We start from the raw sequence: 16,221 nt of genomic DNA, 5'->3' as shown, positions 1-16,221 counted from the left end.
GGCCTGAGCAGCGTCGACTCGTCGGTAAAGTTCCGTCGTGACCGAAACACACCAGCGCTCCATCTCGCCGAAGACGGGGGAATGGCGTGACCTCAACCGGTACTACTGGCCTTGGGCTCTCATCGCTCCGATGCTTCCGCTCATCTCCGTGGGCATCGTCTTCGGGCTGCAGTGGTGGGCACCGGGAGTGTCACAGGTCGCGTGGTGGTCGGGTCCCCTGTTCCTCTACGTCGTGGTCCCCATCGCGGATCGCATCGTCGTCCCGTTCGACGAGAATCCGCCCGAGGATCTGGTCGAGTCTCTCGAGGCCGACTTCTGGTATCGCGGCTGCGTCTACGCCTACATCCCCATGCAGTTCTTCGGCATCGGGCTGTCGTCCCATCTACTGACGGCCGACGACCTCTCGTGGCTCGGGCTCGAGAACGGCCTGTCACTCGCCTCGAAGATCGGCGTGGCGCTGACCATCGGACTCGTCGGCGGCATCGGCATCAACACGGCGCACGAGCTCGGTCACAAGAAGGTCGAGTACGAACAGTGGCTCTCGCGCATCGTGCTCGCGCAGAGCTTCTACGGGCACTTCTACGTCGAACACAATCGCGGGCATCACGTCCGGGTCGCCACTCCGGAGGATCCGGCGAGCTCGCGTCTCGGTGAGACCCTGTGGCAGTTCTACCCCCGGAGCGTTCTCGGCGGATTCCGTTCCGGGTGGGCACTCGAGCGTGATCGTCTGCACCGCACCGGGAAGCGCACCTTCTCCTTCTCGAACGCGAATCTCACCGCCTGGCTCATGAGCCTCGCCCTGTGGGGTGCGCTGGTCGGCGTGTTCGGTGTCGAACTGCTGCCGTTCCTGGTTCTGCAGGCGGTGTACGGGATCTCGCTGCTCGAGGCCGTCAACTACCTCGAGCACTACGGGCTGCTGCGGCGCACCAAGGAGAACGGACGCTACGAGCGCTGCACTCCGGAACACAGCTGGAACAGCGACTACGCCGTCTCCGACATCTTCCTCTACCACCTGCAACGGCACAGCGACCATCATGCCAACCCCACGCGCCGGTACCAGGTGCTGCGGAGCATGCCCGAATCTCCGCAGCTCCCAGCGGGTTACGCGCCCCTGATCCTCGTGTCGTACTTCCCGTTCCTGTGGCGGGCGCTGATGGACAAGCGCGTGGTCGCGCACTACGACGGCGACCTCCGGCGCTCCAACATCCAGCCCGCGAAGCGGGAGAAGTACCTCGCGAAGTTCCCCGCGCCGACGCGGTAGCTACTTCTTCCGGCGCCGACTACCGCCGTGCCAGTCCTGCTGCACGCCCGCCTCGTCCTCGCTCACACCGAGAGCCCGCAGCTGGGGTAGCTCCCGCAGACTGCGCTTCAGCTCCGCGAATCCCGGGAACCGTGCCAGTCCCACGACGTGGTCCCACAACTCGACCGCGTCGTCGTCCGACGGGAGCCGGCTGATGACCGGGCCGAAGAACGCCACGCCCTCGGGCGGCTCGACGTGGATGATCGGTGTTCCGACATCCTTGCCCGTGAGCGACAGCGCCTCGTCGGTCGACGCCTGGATCTCCTCGTCGAACGACGTGTCGTCCAGTGCCCGGACGTGATGCTCGGGCAGCCCTAGGCCGGCGAGGATCGGTGCGAGGAACTCGGCCGTTCCGCGGTGCGCGTGAGCACCGGCCTCGTCGGGCACCGGTTCCGCATCGAAGATTCGCGCGCCGAGCGCGGCGTACAGCGGGCCCATCGCCTCCCGGCCGTGCTCGGCCCGCACGCTCGCGGCAGCCCGGAGCAGCCGGAGCCCCGCAGTGTGTCCCGCCTCGTACTCCGGCGGGAAGTGCGTCGCGTAGTCGATGTGCGCGTTGAGTTGTCGCAGGGAGATGAAACTCCAGTCGACGGTGTAGTCCCGTTGCGCCTGGACGAGGCGGACCCACCTGCTGGTCATCCAGGCGAACGGGCACACCGGGTCGAAGTAGAACCGGAGATCGGGTGCTGTCATGTCCGCAGTATTCCCCGTGCGATCAGCGCTGAGCGTCGATCTTCCGCATCGTCACCACAGGATCGGCGTAGAGCGAGCCGAGGGACACCGCCGCCGCAGCGTGGTCCTGCACGCGCTTGCCGAAGCTGGTGATCCGCACTCGCCGCGACGTCGCGACCGAACTGGAGGACTCGAACGCGGCCTCGACGCGCTCCATCGCCGCCGGATACGCGGTGAACGCCTGACCGCCCACCTGCACGCTGTCGGGGTTGACGACATCGTGCACCAACGCCAGTGCGCGACCCAGCGCATCGGCGCGGTCGTTCAGAAGTCCCTGTGCCACAGTGGAACCCGTGCGCGCCGCCAGGTACAACGCAGCGATGGAACGCTCCGACTCGTCCAGCAGTCCGGCGCGCTGCGCCGCGGCCACGACGGCCCGATCGCTCACGGTCGCCTCGAGGCATCCCGTACGCCCGCAGTCGCACACGGCGTCCGAGCCGGTCGGTAGATGAGCGATCGACCCCGGGCCGCCCGCGGGGGTGTGCACCCGACCGTCGATGGTCAGCGCCAACCCCGTCATCTCCCGCGCATAGAAGTACAGCGACGTACCCGGCCGGCCGCCGACAGACCCACCGGCCTCCGGCCTTCCCGCATCCTCGGGGGCCGACTCCGTCGCGAGCAGCAACTCCGACGCCGCCATCGCCTCGACGTGGGGTGCCACGGCCACCACGGCACCGAGCCTCTCGCCCAGGACCGCGCCCACCGGGGCGTCGGACCAGGCGAGGCGAGGGTGATCGACGGTGCCCTTCTGCACGTTCACGCGGCCACCGATGGCGACACCCACGAACAGGATGCGGCGCCGGTGCCACCGTGCGGCGAAGGACGCGGCACTCTCCGCGATGGAGCGCAGTGCGCCGGCGTGCGGGCCGGAGGGTGTGGCGATCTCGACGCCGCCGAGCACGGTGCCGCGCAGGTCGACGGCGACGATGCGCGTGGTGGTCGCGCCGATGTGCACCCCGAGGGTGCACTGCCCCTCGTGGTCCACCTCCACCGGAACGCGGGGACGCCCGACGGCGCCGGACGTGGACAGATCGGCACGCTCACGCAGCAGCCCTGCGGCGATGAGCGCACTGACGTGGCGATTGACGGTGGCGGTGCTGATGCCGGTGGCCGAGACGATGACGTCGCGCGACACGGGGCCGCGCTGCACCACGGCGCGCAGGACGACGGCGGCCGGAGTGTCGCTGACGCGCAGTTCGGGCGCGACGACGCGCGCCGGCCTCGGCCGGTGGGGACGTCCGTACGGGGACCGCGTGGCGGAACCCGGCGTACGAGGAGCAGAACTCTGGGCGAGAACGGTGGGGGCAGACATGGGAATCCCTCGAAAGCGAGACGGATGGGCCGGGAGCCTGGGAACGAGGCCGGTCACACCCGATCGTCAGACCTCACATGGAGGTCGTCCGTCGACGCGCGATCAGACTCGTGAGAGACCGCGTCGACAACAGAGTTCGCGAGCGAGAGGCAGACGGGAACCGAGCGCGGCGGTCACATACGTGACCCGCGGTGCGGACTTCCTCGCTGGTGCCATGACCGAAAAGTAGCACCGATGTCGCCGCGCTGCAGAATCGCCTGTTTCGCTCGAGGTGATTCGAAGGGTGGACAACCTGCGACTTCGGCATCACAGTGAGCCCATGAAGACCGTGAAACTGGGCGCGAACATCGGCGCACGCATCGACGACGTGCGGATCGGCGGCGATCTCCCGGACGAGATCGTGCACGAGATCAACGAGGCGCTGCTCGAGCACGAGGTCGTGTTCTTCCGCGGCCAGCATCACGTGGACGAGATGGTGCAGTACGCGTTCGCCGAGCGGCTCGGGATCCCCACCACCCCGCACCCCACGGTCCGGTCGCGCGGAACCCGCACTCTCGCCATCGATTCCACGTACGACAAGGCGGACAGCTGGCACACGGACGTGACGTTCGTCGACCGCGTGCCGAAGGCGTCGATCCTGCGGGCCGTGCACCTGCCCCCGTACGGCGGCACCACCACCTGGGCGTCGGCGACCGCCGGCTACGAGCAGCTGCCGCCCGCGATGAAGGCCCTCGCGGAGTCGCTGTGGGCCGTGCACACCAACATCTACGACTACGCGGCGACCGCTGCCGAGAAGTCCGTCACGTCGACGGCCGAGCGCTACCGCGCGGAGTTCCGCAGCGAGTACTTCGAGGTCGAGCATCCCGTGGTGCGCGTGCATCCCGAGACGGGGAAGCGCGCGATCCTGCTGGGCCACTTCGCCAAGTCGTTCCCGGGCCTCTCCTCCAAGGAGTTCCGCGCACTCTTCGAGCTGCTGCAGGACCAGGTGACCCGCCTGGAGAACACCATCCGGTGGTCGTGGGAGCTCGGCGACATCGCCATCTGGGACAACCGGTCGACCCAGCACTACGCCGTCTCCGACTACGACGACCAGTACCGCCGCCTCGAGCGCATCACCCTCGCGGGCGACGTTCCCGTCAGCGTGCAGGGCGAGTACTCGCGCGTCGTCGCCGGCGACGCGTCGGGCTACAGCGCGATCGCGAGCTGACGCGATCTAGCCTGGTTCCCATGACCAGCGTTCCGACGACACCGTCGACCCAGACCGACCGCCCCACCGCCGTCGTCACCGGAGCCAGCTCCGGGATCGGCGCCGCCACCGCGCGGACACTCGCCGCCGGCGGCTATCACGTGGTCGTGGGCGCCCGCCGCGTCGACCGCCTCGAGGCACTGGCCGAGGAGATCGACGGCACCGCCCTCGCCCTCGACGTGACCGACGAGGACTCCGTCGCGGCCTTCACCTCGGTGCTGCCGCGTGTGGACGTCCTGGTGAACAACGCGGGCGGCGCGAAGGGCCTCGCCCCGATCCTCGAGGCGGACCTCGACGACTGGCAGTGGATGTGGGAGACCAACGTCGTCGGCACGCTGCGCATGACCAAGGCGCTGCTGCCCAAGCTGATCGAGTCCGGTAACGGTCTCGTCGTGACCATCACGTCCATCGCCGCGTTCGAGACGTACGACAACGGCGCCGGGTACACCACGGCCAAGCACGCACAGGGCGTGCTGCACCGGACGCTCCGCGGCGAATTGCTGGGCACGCCCGTGCGTCTGACCGAGATCGCTCCGGGCGCGGTGGAGACGGAGTTCTCCCTCGTCCGCTTCGACGGTGACGAGGAGAAGGCCGCGAAGGTCTACGAGGGCATCGACCCGTTGGTGGCCGCCGACATCGCCGAGGTCATCGGCTTCGTGGCGTCCCGCCCCTCGCACGTGAACCTCGACACCATCGTCGTGCGCCCGCGCGATCAGGCCCCGAACGGCCGTTTCAGCCGCCGGACCTGATTCTCACGCGGCAGTCCGACTCTCACGCGGCAGTCAGGGCGCTCATGCTCTGCCATGTGGGCCAGTCGATCGCCCAGTCGTAGATGTCGCCGTCCGCCGCCGAGAGATCGATGCGCGTGCCGGTGACCTCGACGGGGTCGCCGTAGACGGCCATCTGGAAGTACGTCTGCGCGTCCTCGGTGGAGAGGTTGATGCAGCCGTTGGTCACGTTGGACGAGCCCTGCACTCCCGTGGTCAGCGGATTGGCGTGGATGAACTCGCCGTTGTTCGAGATGCGGGTGGCCCACCGTTCCCGCACGTTCTCGTAGTACGGCGGGTTGGACATCAGGAAGTCCTCGTACTTCTCGGTGACGACGTGGATGCCGCTGCGCGTGACGTTGCGGTCCTCGTTGCCCTCGCCGTAACTCACCGGGATGTCCATGACGGTCTGGCCGTCGCGGACCACCTGCATGCGGTGACTGGTCGCATCGGCGACGACGACCTGGCTCCGACCGATGGTGAAGTTCACCGTGACGTCCGAGTCGCCGTAGGCGCCGCCGCCGTAGTTCACGCCGTAGAGCTTCGCCGACACGTCGACGGTGGTGCCGGGGGCCCAGTAGTTCTGCGGACGCCAGTGCACGCGGGACCCGCCGTCGTCGGGCAGCCAGGCCCACGAGCCGGCCGTCGGCGGATTCGTGGTCACCGTCAGCGCCTTCTCGACCGCCTTCTTGTCGACGATCGCGTCGTCGAACTTCAGGATGATCGGCGCCGCGACACCGACCTCCTGGCCGTCACCGATGTTGGTGGAGACCGACGTGATCGACTGCGGCGCCACCGTGCCGAGAGTGCCCTCGACCGGCACCGGCTTGCCGTCGCTGCCGACTGCCGTCCCTGCCCACGTGTAGACCGCGTTGTACCCGAGGGGCTCGGTGACGGTGAACGTCGTCTTCGCGGGGTCCAGCGTTCCCGCGACGGCGCGGCCGTCGGCGGTGGTGAGCGACACGGCCTCGAAGGTGCCGTCCGCGACCGAGACGGAGATCGGAGCGGTGGGTGAGACGTCGGTCGCACCGGCCGCCGGTGCGTAGGTCACCGCCGCCACGGGCGCGGCCTCGGTGGTCGGCGCGGCGCTCTCCGAGGACCCGGGTGTGCCGGAGCACCCCGCGACCAGCGCGATCACGAGTGCCAGCACGGCCAGGACGGCTGCGTACGGTGTTCTCCCCTGCATCTTCACGGGGACGACGTTACCTGTGGCAACAGACCGATCAGTCGAGCGTGCAGTTCACCAGGCGGCACTCGGGGATCAGCGTGATGCCGTACTTCTCCTGCACACCCGCGCGCACGTGCGACGCGAGGGCGGTGACGTCCGCTGCACTCGCGCCGCCCCGGTTGGTGACGGCCAGGACGTGGCGGGTGGAGAGGGTGGCCCGTCCGGTGCCGACGCGCTCGCCGTACCCGCGGGAGAACCCGGCGTGCTCGATGAGCCAGGCAGCACTGAGCTTGATGCCCTTCGGGTCCGTGAACTGCGGCGATCCGAGTGCCTCGGGCGGTACGGACGACACGATCGGGTTCAGGAAGAAGGACCCGACACTCCACGAGTCGTGCTCCGCCTCGTCCCACACCATGCCGCGATCGGTCCGCAGAGCGATCACGGCATCGCGCACCTCGCGCGCCGAGACGCTCTCTCCGATGCGCACGCCGAGCCGCTCGGCGAGCGCCGCGTAACGCACCGGTGCCGACTCGTCGCTGCGTCGGAGCGCGAACGTGACATCCACCACGACGTAGCGATCGGTGTACTTGAAGGCCGACGACCGGTGCGAGCCGAAGCCGCAGCGTGCGTTGTCCCACACCTCGACCTCCCCGCTCTCCCGGTCAAGCACCGTCACCGACTCGAGCCAGTCCGAGGTGGAGGCGCCGTACGCGCCGACGTTCTGCACGGGCGTTCCGCCGGTGCTGCCCGGGATGCCGGAGAGTGCCTCGATGCCGGCGAGCCCGTGATCGAGCGCGGTGCGGACGACCAGATCCCACTCGACTCCGGCGTCCACGTGCATCCTGGTGCCCTCGACCCGGAGCCCGGACGTCGCGACGCGGACGACGGTGCCGTCGAAACCGTCGTCTCCGACCAGCAGGTTCGAGCCGCCGCCGATGACGAGCACCGGAGTTCCGGCCGCGTCGGCGCTGCGTACGGCGTCGACGAGCTCCTGCGAGGTGGTCGCCTCGACGAGACGTCCGACGGGGCCACCGACGTGGATCGTGGTGAGGTCGGCGAAGGACACGGGGCGGTGCACGGCCGTCGCGGAGCCGGGATCGCCGGTCTCCGGAGCCGTCGCGGACTGGAGGGGACTGCTCGTCACGGAGGTGAACGCTACCCGGCGCTGCCCCCCGCCTCGTCGTGAGCACCGGGTGTGCACGCCTACCATGGTCACCGAACCAGGTTCCATATTTCGGGAGGATTCACGTGCAGGTCACCAGTGTCGGACACGCGGGATTTCACATCCAGACGTCTGCGGGGTCCATCCTGTGCGATCCATGGGTCAACCCGGCGTACTTCACGTCCTGGTTCCCGTTCCCCGACAACTCCCAGCTCGACTGGGACGAGCTCGGCAACTGCGACTACCTGTACGTCTCGCATCTGCACAAGGACCACTTCGATCCGAAGCACCTGGCGAAGCACGTCAGCAAGGACGCGGTCGTGCTGCTCCCCGACTACCCGGTGCCGGACCTGCGCACGGAGCTGGAAAAGCTCGGTTTCACCACGTTCTTCGAGACGACCGACTCGGTCAAGCACACGGTGTCCGGCCCCAAGGGCGACCTCGACGTGATGATCGTGGCGCTGCGCGCTCCTGCCGACGGACCCATCGGCGACTCGGGTCTGGTGGTGAGCGACGGTGAGACCACCGCGTTCAACATGAACGACGCCCGGCCGGTCGACCTGGACATGATGACCGAGGCGTTCGGCCACATCGACGTGCACATGCTGCAGTACTCCGGCGCCATCTGGTACCCGATGGTCTACGACATGCCGCAGCGCGCCAAGGACGCGTTCGGGACGCAGAAGCGGCAGCGTCAGATGGACCGGTGTCGGCAGTACATCGAGCAGGTCGGCGCCACGTGGGTCATTCCGTCCGCAGGTCCCCCGTGCTTCCTCGACGACGAGCTGCGCTCGCTCAACGACGTCTACGGCGATCCGGCGAACATCTTCCCCGACCAGATGGTGTTCCTCGACCAGATGCGCCGCCACGGCCACGACAAGGGCTTGTTGATGATGCCGGGGACCACGGCGGACTTCGCGGGCTCCGACCTGAACGAGCTGGCGCACCCGCTGCCCACCGACGAGGTGGAGGCCATCTTCACCACCGGCAAGGCCGACTACATCGAGGCGTACGCGCAGCGCCAGGCCGACGTCATCGCGGCCGAGAAGGCATCGTGGGCGACTGCGGCGGGCGAGCCGCTGCTAGGGCCGTTGCGCGCACTGTTCGAGCCGATCATGGCGCAGACCGACCAGATCTCCGACGGCATCGGCTACCCGGTGGAGCTGAATCTGCAGGGCGCCGACAGAGTGGTGCTCGATTTTCCGAAACGCATCGTGCGCGAACCGATCCAGGACGAGAAGTTCCGCTACACGTTCGAGATCCCGGCCGAGCTGGTCCGCACGGTGCTGCGGGACGGGGAGTCCGACTGGGTCAACTCGATCTTCCTGTCGACGCGGTTCCGGGCGAAGCGGGTCGGTGGCTACAACGAGTTCCTGTACACGTTCTTCAAGTGCCTCACCGACGAGCGCATCGCCTACGCGGACGGCTGGTTCGCCGAGGCACACGACGACACGGCCACCATCGTCAAGGACGGCTGGGAGATCCAGCGGCGCTGCCCGCATCTCAAGGCGGATCTGTCGAAGTTCGGTGTCATCGAGGGCACCACGCTCACGTGCAATCTGCACGGCTGGGACTGGAACCTCGAGACGGGCAAGTGCCTCACGTCGAAGGGCCACCCGCTGCGGGCAGAGCGCGCCTGACCCGACGGTCAGTCGGCCACACCGAGAACCCGGTAGATGCGCCAGACAGGTTGGTCCGCACCGTCGTTGGGTACCTCGACCACGAGCGACCCGACTTCGGCGCCGTTCTCCCAGATTGTGGGGTAACGGCGATTCAGCGCATCGGACTCGCCGCGGCCACTGTTCGGCACCGTGAGCATCAGCCGCACACCCGCCTCGGCGGGATCGTTGAGAACGGTCGTGAAGTCCTCGTCGGAGGGCACCACGAACTGCTTCGGGTGACGTGACGCCGCGACGATCGCGAAACCGTAGACGGAGTCCACCAGAACCGAACCGTCGGGCAGATCCTGCGCGTCCAGATAGTCGGCCAGGCCTCGCTCCGTCGAGAACGACGCGATGATCCGCTGCGCCTCGTCCGATCTCTGCCGACTCAGCAACTGGCCCAGCGCGTACTGCTGCGGTGACAGCGACGGCTGCAGGAGCACATAGGTGGTCACGGGCAGGGACCCCACGCACAGGATCACCGTGCCCGTCGCCACGATGCGGCGGAACCGGGTGCGATCCGTGGGCGCCTCGGCTCGGCGCCGCGAGTGTGCGAACGTTCCGGGACGGCGGCTCGGGACGGCGCCGCGTGCGGACAGCATCTGGATGCACCCGACGAGTGCCAGCGGGATCGCAGCGATGAAGAAGCGCAGGAACCCGAACGTCGATCCGCCGATGTAGGTGAGTGCCTGGAAAGCGAGAACCGCGCCGAACAAGGCCGGGGCCACGAGGAATTCGAGGTCGCGTCGCCGCCAGGACAGTCCGGCCACGGTCGGCAGCAGCAGCGGAATCGCCGGTCCCAACGCGAGGACGGCAGTGGCCACGTATGCCGCGTTGCCGATCGGGTCCCCGGTGGGCCCACCGGACTGCGCGAGGATCGCCGCGTTGCCGTACGTCGAGGAGAACTGAGCGAACGCCTGCCCGGTGATGATCCAACTGATCGCCGCCCACACCAGGAACGCGATCAGACCCGGCCCCGCCACCAACACCGCATCGAGCGCTGCTTGTCGACGCATCTCCCGCCAGTGCGAACGGCCCCGGCGCCACAGGGTCACGCCGAAGACGAGGAAGGCCGCCGCCGCGATGGCCGCGACCGCGTCGTAGCGCGTGAGATACGCCAGTGCGAGGGCGATTCCGGCGACGAGTAGATCGTGGACGTCGTCGGTGCTGATCCAGCGCAGCAGGCGGCGCGCGGTCCAGCAGAGGAAGAACAGGAAGACGGCCTCGCTCATACCGTTCGCACCGTAGAACACGATCATCGGATTCACCGCGAACACCAGTGTGAGAGCAGTGGTCTGGACGGGACCGCATCCGCGATCCAGACAGATCCCGCGCACCGTCGTCACCGCGCCCGCCATGAACACGGCGGACACCGCGATGCCGGAGAGGTTCCACCGGGTGATGACGGGCAGCAGGTCCGAGAACGCGACCACGGGGAGCTGCAGCAGCGCTGTCAACGGCGTGAAGACGAAGCCGATGGCCGACACGTGCGGATCCCGGCTGTGCAGCACCGCCTGCGCGGCGTACGTCCGGCTGAGGGCATCGCCCAGCAGATACCCGAAGCGCAGCGACAGGACTGCTCCCACGAGCCCGTAGGCGGCGGCGACGCACGTGAACCACCGGAGCGCCGTCGACGGTCCGCGCGCGTTCACTGCGGCGTGTCCTCGGGGAGCGCGGCGTCCTTCGCTGGTGTCGATAGCCCGTGGAAGGTCTTCTCCCAGTAGGACGGATTCCGCAGCAGCTGCCAACATCCCTTCAGTGCAGCGACACTCATCATCACCCAGTAGAGCGGCATGGTGAGGCTCGGGACCAGCAGGTAGGCATTGCCGCTCTCCCGACTCGCGACGAGATACATGTAGATGGTGGCGACGTTGCCGAGTATCAGCGAGACGAGCGAGAAGTAGTAGATGTACGGCGGGAACAGTGCCACGATCACACTCGGCTGACCCAGGATCCAGGCTGCGGTGGTGAACCAGAACACCATGTTGATGCAGGCGGTGACGGGCGTGCCGGCGAGCAGCAGAGTGAACCGATAGGTGCCCACCCAGCCGAGAGCGCGCACGGTCCGGCGCGGACGTCGCATGTGCACCAGCCAGGTCTGCAGATAGCCCTTGTACCAACGGGATCGCTGCCGCACCCAGTTGATGGGATCGCTGTTGGCCTCCTCGAGGGTGGTCGAGTCGAGGACAGCGGTGGAGTATCCGGACGCTGCGATGCGCACACCGAGATCGGCGTCCTCGGTCACGTTGAAACCGTCCCAGGCACCCACCTCGGCGATGACGTCGGCACGCAGATGATTCGACGTGCCACCCAACGGGATCGGCGATCGACTCTTCATGAGACCGGGCAGCAGGTACCCGAACCACAGTGCGTAGTCGGCGGTGAACCAGCCGGTGAGCAGATTCTGAGATCCGTTGTGGAAGGCCAGCTTCGCCTGCACGCACGCCACCGTCGACGGCAGCCTCGCGAAGGCCGCCACGACGCGCCGCAGCTGCAGCGGTTCGGGGAGATCCTCGGCGTCGAAGATCGTCACGATGGTGCCGGTGGCGAAGTGCAGGCCGTAGTTGCAGGCCTTGGGCTTGGTCCGGGGATCACCGGCGGGAACGAGCACGACCTCCACCACCCGACTGACGCCGGCACGCCTGGCCGCCTCGATGGTGACGTCGTCGTCCTCCTCGAGCAACAGGAGGACCTGCAGCTTCTCCGGGGGATAGTCCAGCGCGGTCATGGCGGCGATCAGATCGCCCACCACCTCCGGTTCGTCGTACGCCGGGACGAGAATGGTGTATTCCGGCAGGTCGTCGTCGGGCACGGCGAGCGCCTCGGCGTCGGTGATCGTGACGATGGCCGAGGCGTCGAGACCGCGCACGAAGAGCAGTACCCGGTCCACCATCATCGCGATGTACCCGAGCGTGCAGACGACGCTGACGGTCACGAGTGTGGCGATCGGCGCGAGGACGAGAGCCGCCACGACCACCACGAGGAAGCCCAGCCCGAGGTTGCGCTGCCACGGGACGAACGCCACCGCGGCGGAGGCCAGAGGGTCCCGGCGCGCGAGACCGTCGATCGCGTCCTCCAGTGCGGCGGCGCGGAACTCGGCGGTCTCGGTACCGATCCGCGGCGGTCGCGCCCTACCGATCTCGGCTGTCACCGGGGATCCTCCGCGCCGGCGGGGAACTGGGCGTCGACCAGGGACGCGCCCACCGATGCCAGCAGACCTCGATCGTCGAAGTCGGGGTCGTCGTCCCCGACGATGGTGTTGCCTCGCAGGAAGACCGCGAACACCGCCGAGAGGTTCGATGCCATGGACGGGGTGGGTTCGGGGAACTCCGCGCCCGGCTCGTGGTTGTCCACGCTGATCGCGGTGATCCGCTGGAAGACACCGTCGCGCACCCAGTCGAAGACGAGCTTGGTCCAGGTGAGCAGCAGCGTGTCGTCCACCGAGGTGTAGAGCGAGGCCGTCACGCCGTGCCCGAGCTCGACGGGCAGCGCCGTGCTGGTGCGCGTGCTCGCCAGGCGGTAGAGCGTCCGCTCCGGGTAGACGGCGAGCGTCGCGGCGTTCGTGGTGGTCAGCGTGTCCACGACGACGGTGCGCGGGCGCCCGCGCACGTCCCACTCCGGCGTCGCCACCGCCGCCTGCAGTTCCTGACGCACGAGGGACGCGCTCTGTCCGAAGTACGACCGGACCCACGGATACGACTCGTCGTCGATGAGCCGCCATCCGGTGGGCACGGCCAGCGCGGCCGCGACGGCTCCGGACGGACCGACCGTGTCCACGGGCGGCGGCGGGGCGGGCAGCGGTCTGGTGACCAGCGCGACCGCGACGACCACGAGCGTGACCACGGCCGATCGTGTGGTCTTCACCGACGGCGCACCGACCGGGCGGCCGAGCACCCGCTTCGACCGTCCGCGCCGAGCGAGGAAATAGAACAGGGTCCCCGTCGAGGCCGCGGCGCCGACGGTCGGGATCAGTTGCAGCGCGACGATGTCGATCGTCGGATCCAGGAACAGCAGCAGCCGCAGCACGGCGGCGCCGACAGCCACGGTGGTGAGGAACCCGAGCGCTGCACGCCCTCGGGTCCGTCCCACCGCGATGGCACCGGCGACTCCCGCGACGAGCACGAGGACCATGCCGTAGGCGAAACGGCTGCCGCCCATCGACACCGCGACGAGACGGTAGAGCACCGGTGACATGGCGAAGGCGAGCAGCAGGATCGGCCAGAAGCGACCCACCGGCCGCAGACCGAAGAGCATGATCGCGCCGCTGAGCGTGAACAGCACGACGGCCGCGACGTCGATGTGCAACAGCGCATATTGATCCGAGTACCGCGGGAGCCACAGGGCCTGGACCGCGAGGGACAGCAGTGCACCGATACCGCCCACGATGAGATCGGTCTGGCGGTCGTGGATCGGCAGCTCTCCTTCGCGTCGACGGGCTATCCCCTGCCCCGCGACCACGGCGAGAACGGGGAAGACGAAGACGTAGGCGGTGACGGCGCCGCTGCGCGCCTCCTCGGCGAGACGGATCCAGGTCGGAGCGAACGCGAACCCGACGCACACGACGAGCACCGCCCACCGCAGCGCGAGAGTGCGGACCGGTCGTGTCACGGTGTCTCCGACGGGCCGCCGCTCACGTCGGGTCTCGTCGGCGGCACCTCGTCCTGGCGACCTCGACTTCGCACGTACACGAGCACCGCCGCGCCCACCCCGACGAGCAAGGCGACCAGCCCCGCCACCAGGATCGCCGTGACGCCGGTGGGGGCGGTCGATCCGGCGGCCACCGGCTCCGCCTCCGCCACGTCGGCGGACGACGACAGCGACACCGGTTCCCGCTCGCCTGCACCGAGCACCACGTCGCCGGTCAGGCGATCCCAGCGTGTCGGGTCCTCACCCAGCCAGTTCACCAGGCCGTCGAGTTGGACAGGGTCGGACGCCGTGGCCACGAGCAGGGTCCGGTCGTCGTCGCGGGCCACCTGCACGGAGGCGAACGGTACGTCGCTGTCGACGGTCACCTGAGCGCTGTCGGTCTCACCCGCCGCGTCGCGCAGGGTCAGGATGCTGGTCCCGGTCGTGGCGAGCGGCAAGGTCAGCTCGGAATCGACACCGAGATCGTCGACACCGTCGGGCGCCACCAGCAAACCCGGACCCGAACCGGTCAGCAGCTGCTCCACGGGAACCACGGCCGGCGACAACGCGCGAGCCGACAACCGCTGCAGTCCGGTCAGGAGGGTCGCGGCGCGGACGGTGTTCGGCAGATCCTGCTGCGCCAGTGCGACGTCCACGGTCGGCATGAGCGCCTGCGGGACGGAGGCGAAGCCGCGTGCGTCCGGCGTTCCACCCGAGCTCTCGATCGTCGTACCGCCGTCGACGGTCAGGGTCAGCGACCCGCCCGTGGAGCACGCGTCCCCGTTACCCGAGGTCTGCATGGCGACGTCCAGTGACGTCACCCGGTCGACCAGGTCCGCGGGGACGTCGACCCACTGATCGATTCTCCCGGTGTCGTCGGCGGGCCAGGTGACCAGATCGTTCGAGCCGACGGAGATCCGGAGTGCACCCGCTATCTCCGAGGACAGCGGAGTGTAGTCGCCCAGGACGTGCACACGCAGATTCGACGCCGCCCGTCCCAGGCGCGTCTGATCGACCGGGACGGTCACCGTCACCTCGCCGGACCCCGACGCCGTCAGTGGGCCGAGCGACATGTCGCGGAGAGTCATCGAGTCCGCGGCGAGGGTGGGTCGTTCGCGGGCGGCGCCGGCCGACACTCGGGTCGAGACAGCGAGCGCGGACACGTCGCTGGTCAGCAGCGCGATCTGATCGACGAGGGTGGCCCCGTCACCCGAGACGAACAGCTGCGGCGGTGCGCCGGGAGTCTCGGGGTAGATCAGACGGGCGTCGGGATCGGTGTTCTGCGTGAGCACGACCGATCGCTCGAACGGGCCGTCGGGGGCCGCGACCCCGAGCGCGCTCGCCGGGACGACGGTCACTCGAACGGGCTGCGAACCGTAGAAGTCGACCACCGAGGTGGCCAGGGTGAGTGCGGCGGTGGACTGGTCCGCGGTGGGCTCGTCCGGCACGAAGATCCGCAGTCCGGACAGCACGGGCGGGAGGAAGTCGGCCACGACAGTGGGATTCGCGGGCGTTCCGACGACGTCCATCACGGGTTCCTGGAGCCGCACGGTCGACGACTCACGGGAGTCGAGGCAGTAGCCGGCCGACGGCACCACGGTGGTCGCCATCTCGAGGGTCACGGTGTCGTCCACGACGTCGAGACCGGTCAGAGGAACCTCGACCGGGGCGGTGGGCACTCCGGTGGGCAGATCGACCCGCCCCACGATTCGGCCGCGGTGCGTGACGTCCAGCCACCCGCGCTCGAGTCCGGCCGGGACCTCGACGGTGCCCCGCAGCGTGGCGGGAACCGTCCCGGGCGGCACCGGCACGGTGACGACGGCGGATCCGCGCTGACCGGAGAGAGCGATGGAGCCGCCGAGCCCCATCGCTCCGAAGCTCAGAGGCGTCGACACCGGCGCGGGTTCCGAGTCCTCCTGCGCGACGGCCGGACCGGGGGAGGTGAGAAGCAGGGAGACCGCGACGACGGACGCGGCAACGGCGCGTCGACGACTGAGAACCACACGCATCGGCGCAGCACGTCTTTCTCGAGAACGATGGGGAACGGAAACCGCACAGAAGGGCGAATTCGGTCGATCATAAACGAGACCGCCCGTATTCTCGCGTCGGCGCCGTAATGGTTGCCGTACGGAATTCACAGTGTCGCAACGGTATTACGACACGCGCCGAACAACGATACGAACCGTGTGATTCGAGAATGGCAGAAAAAGTCGTCGATCGACCCGGTTGTGACACCCCGAACAGGGCGCC

At 68.6% G+C, this 16,221-nt stretch carries 12 protein-coding genes; 4 read left to right on the top strand and 8 right to left on the bottom strand.

The window, feature by feature from the left end:
• Nucleotides 1-37 precede the first annotated feature (37 nt).
• A complete protein-coding gene (locus HQ312_RS05895; protein WP_307108226.1) occupies nt 38-1,261 on the top strand; it encodes an alkane 1-monooxygenase in 1,224 nt (407 codons plus the stop codon).
• Here HQ312_RS05895 and HQ312_RS05890 read toward each other — a convergent pair whose 3' ends face one another.
• Together HQ312_RS05890 and HQ312_RS05885 are read right to left on the bottom strand one after the other, a co-directional pair.
• Entirely contained in the window at nt 1,262-1,990 is a 729-nt protein-coding gene (locus HQ312_RS05890; protein ID WP_056441587.1) for a hypothetical protein, read from the bottom strand. It lies immediately after the preceding gene.
• 22 nt (nt 1,991-2,012) lie between these two features.
• Nucleotides 2,013-3,341, bottom strand: a complete 1,329-nt coding sequence (locus tag HQ312_RS05885) for an ROK family transcriptional regulator (RefSeq protein ID WP_222638066.1) — start codon at nt 3,339-3,341, stop codon at nt 2,013-2,015.
• Nucleotides 3,342-3,660: 319 nt separating this feature from the next.
• Between HQ312_RS05885 and HQ312_RS05880 the strand changes: the two genes are divergently transcribed.
• Both HQ312_RS05880 and HQ312_RS05875 read left to right on the top strand, forming a co-directional pair.
• The gene (locus HQ312_RS05880; protein WP_222638065.1) at nt 3,661-4,548 is read left to right on the top strand and encodes a TauD/TfdA family dioxygenase; all 888 of its coding nucleotides are present in this window, start codon (nt 3,661-3,663) and stop codon (nt 4,546-4,548) included.
• Between the two features lie 20 nt (nt 4,549-4,568).
• Complete coding sequence (locus tag HQ312_RS05875) at nt 4,569-5,336, top strand: SDR family NAD(P)-dependent oxidoreductase (RefSeq protein ID WP_027506342.1); 768 nt, start codon at nt 4,569-4,571, stop codon at nt 5,334-5,336.
• Between the two features lie 22 nt (nt 5,337-5,358).
• Here the strand turns inward: HQ312_RS05875 and HQ312_RS05870 are convergent, their stop codons facing one another.
• Both HQ312_RS05870 and HQ312_RS05865 read right to left on the bottom strand, forming a co-directional pair.
• Nucleotides 5,359-6,540 carry an Ig-like domain-containing protein gene (locus tag HQ312_RS05870; RefSeq protein ID WP_222638117.1) on the bottom strand — a complete coding sequence of 394 codons (1,182 nt, stop codon included), beginning with the start codon at nt 6,538-6,540 and terminating at the stop codon, nt 5,359-5,361.
• A 37-nt stretch (nt 6,541-6,577) separates the two neighbouring features.
• Complete coding sequence (locus HQ312_RS05865; RefSeq protein ID WP_308123813.1) at nt 6,578-7,666, bottom strand: UDP-N-acetylmuramate dehydrogenase; 1,089 nt, start codon at nt 7,664-7,666, stop codon at nt 6,578-6,580.
• A 104-nt stretch (nt 7,667-7,770) separates the two neighbouring features.
• On the opposite strand from HQ312_RS05865, the gene HQ312_RS05860 reads away from it, so the two are divergent.
• Complete coding sequence (locus tag HQ312_RS05860; RefSeq protein WP_222638064.1) at nt 7,771-9,324, top strand: Rieske 2Fe-2S domain-containing protein; 1,554 nt, start codon at nt 7,771-7,773, stop codon at nt 9,322-9,324.
• A gap of 8 nt (nt 9,325-9,332) precedes the next feature.
• Here the strand turns inward: HQ312_RS05860 and HQ312_RS05855 are convergent, their stop codons facing one another.
• From HQ312_RS05855 to HQ312_RS05840, 4 genes are read right to left on the bottom strand one after another with little or no spacing between them, the layout of a single operon-like run.
• Nucleotides 9,333-10,997 carry a glycosyltransferase family 39 protein gene (locus tag HQ312_RS05855; RefSeq protein WP_308123812.1) on the bottom strand — a complete coding sequence of 555 codons (1,665 nt, stop codon included), beginning with the start codon at nt 10,995-10,997 and terminating at the stop codon, nt 9,333-9,335.
• Nucleotides 10,994-12,496 (bottom strand): glycosyltransferase, encoded by a 1,503-nt coding sequence (locus HQ312_RS05850; protein ID WP_222638062.1) that lies wholly within the window; start codon nt 12,494-12,496, stop codon nt 10,994-10,996. The genes HQ312_RS05855 and HQ312_RS05850 overlap by 4 nt, the downstream gene beginning before the upstream one ends.
• Nucleotides 12,493-13,953, bottom strand: coding sequence for a hypothetical protein (locus tag HQ312_RS05845; RefSeq protein WP_222638061.1), 1,461 nt, complete (start codon nt 13,951-13,953; stop codon nt 12,493-12,495). Before HQ312_RS05845 ends, HQ312_RS05850 begins: the two co-directional genes overlap by 4 nt.
• Nucleotides 13,950-15,980, bottom strand: coding sequence for a hypothetical protein (locus HQ312_RS05840; protein ID WP_222638060.1), 2,031 nt, complete (start codon nt 15,978-15,980; stop codon nt 13,950-13,952). Before HQ312_RS05840 ends, HQ312_RS05845 begins: the two co-directional genes overlap by 4 nt.
• Nucleotides 15,981-16,221 lie beyond the last annotated feature (241 nt).

This window comes from Rhodococcus sp. BP-316 (assembly GCF_019836105.1).
Taxonomy (GTDB): Bacteria; Actinomycetota; Actinomycetes; order Mycobacteriales; family Mycobacteriaceae; genus Rhodococcoides.
The sequence above is the reverse complement of the archived record's forward strand: the minus strand, read 5'-3'. Positions and strand labels throughout refer to the sequence as shown.

What these genes read in the sequence shown, in the direction of transcription:
- HQ312_RS05870 (WP_222638117.1), bottom strand. Translation starts at nt 6,540, where the DNA reads ATGCAGGGGAGAACACCGTACGCAGCCGTCCTGGCCGTGCTGGCACTC.
- HQ312_RS05840 (WP_222638060.1), bottom strand. Translation starts at nt 15,980, where the DNA reads ATGCGTGTGGTTCTCAGTCGTCGACGCGCCGTTGCCGCGTCCGTCGTC.
- HQ312_RS05880 (WP_222638065.1), top strand. Translation starts at nt 3,661, where the DNA reads ATGAAGACCGTGAAACTGGGCGCGAACATCGGCGCACGCATCGACGAC.
- HQ312_RS05890 (WP_056441587.1), bottom strand. Translation starts at nt 1,990, where the DNA reads ATGACAGCACCCGATCTCCGGTTCTACTTCGACCCGGTGTGCCCGTTC.
- HQ312_RS05875 (WP_027506342.1), top strand. Translation starts at nt 4,569, where the DNA reads ATGACCAGCGTTCCGACGACACCGTCGACCCAGACCGACCGCCCCACC.
- HQ312_RS05885 (WP_222638066.1), bottom strand. Translation starts at nt 3,341, where the DNA reads ATGTCTGCCCCCACCGTTCTCGCCCAGAGTTCTGCTCCTCGTACGCCG.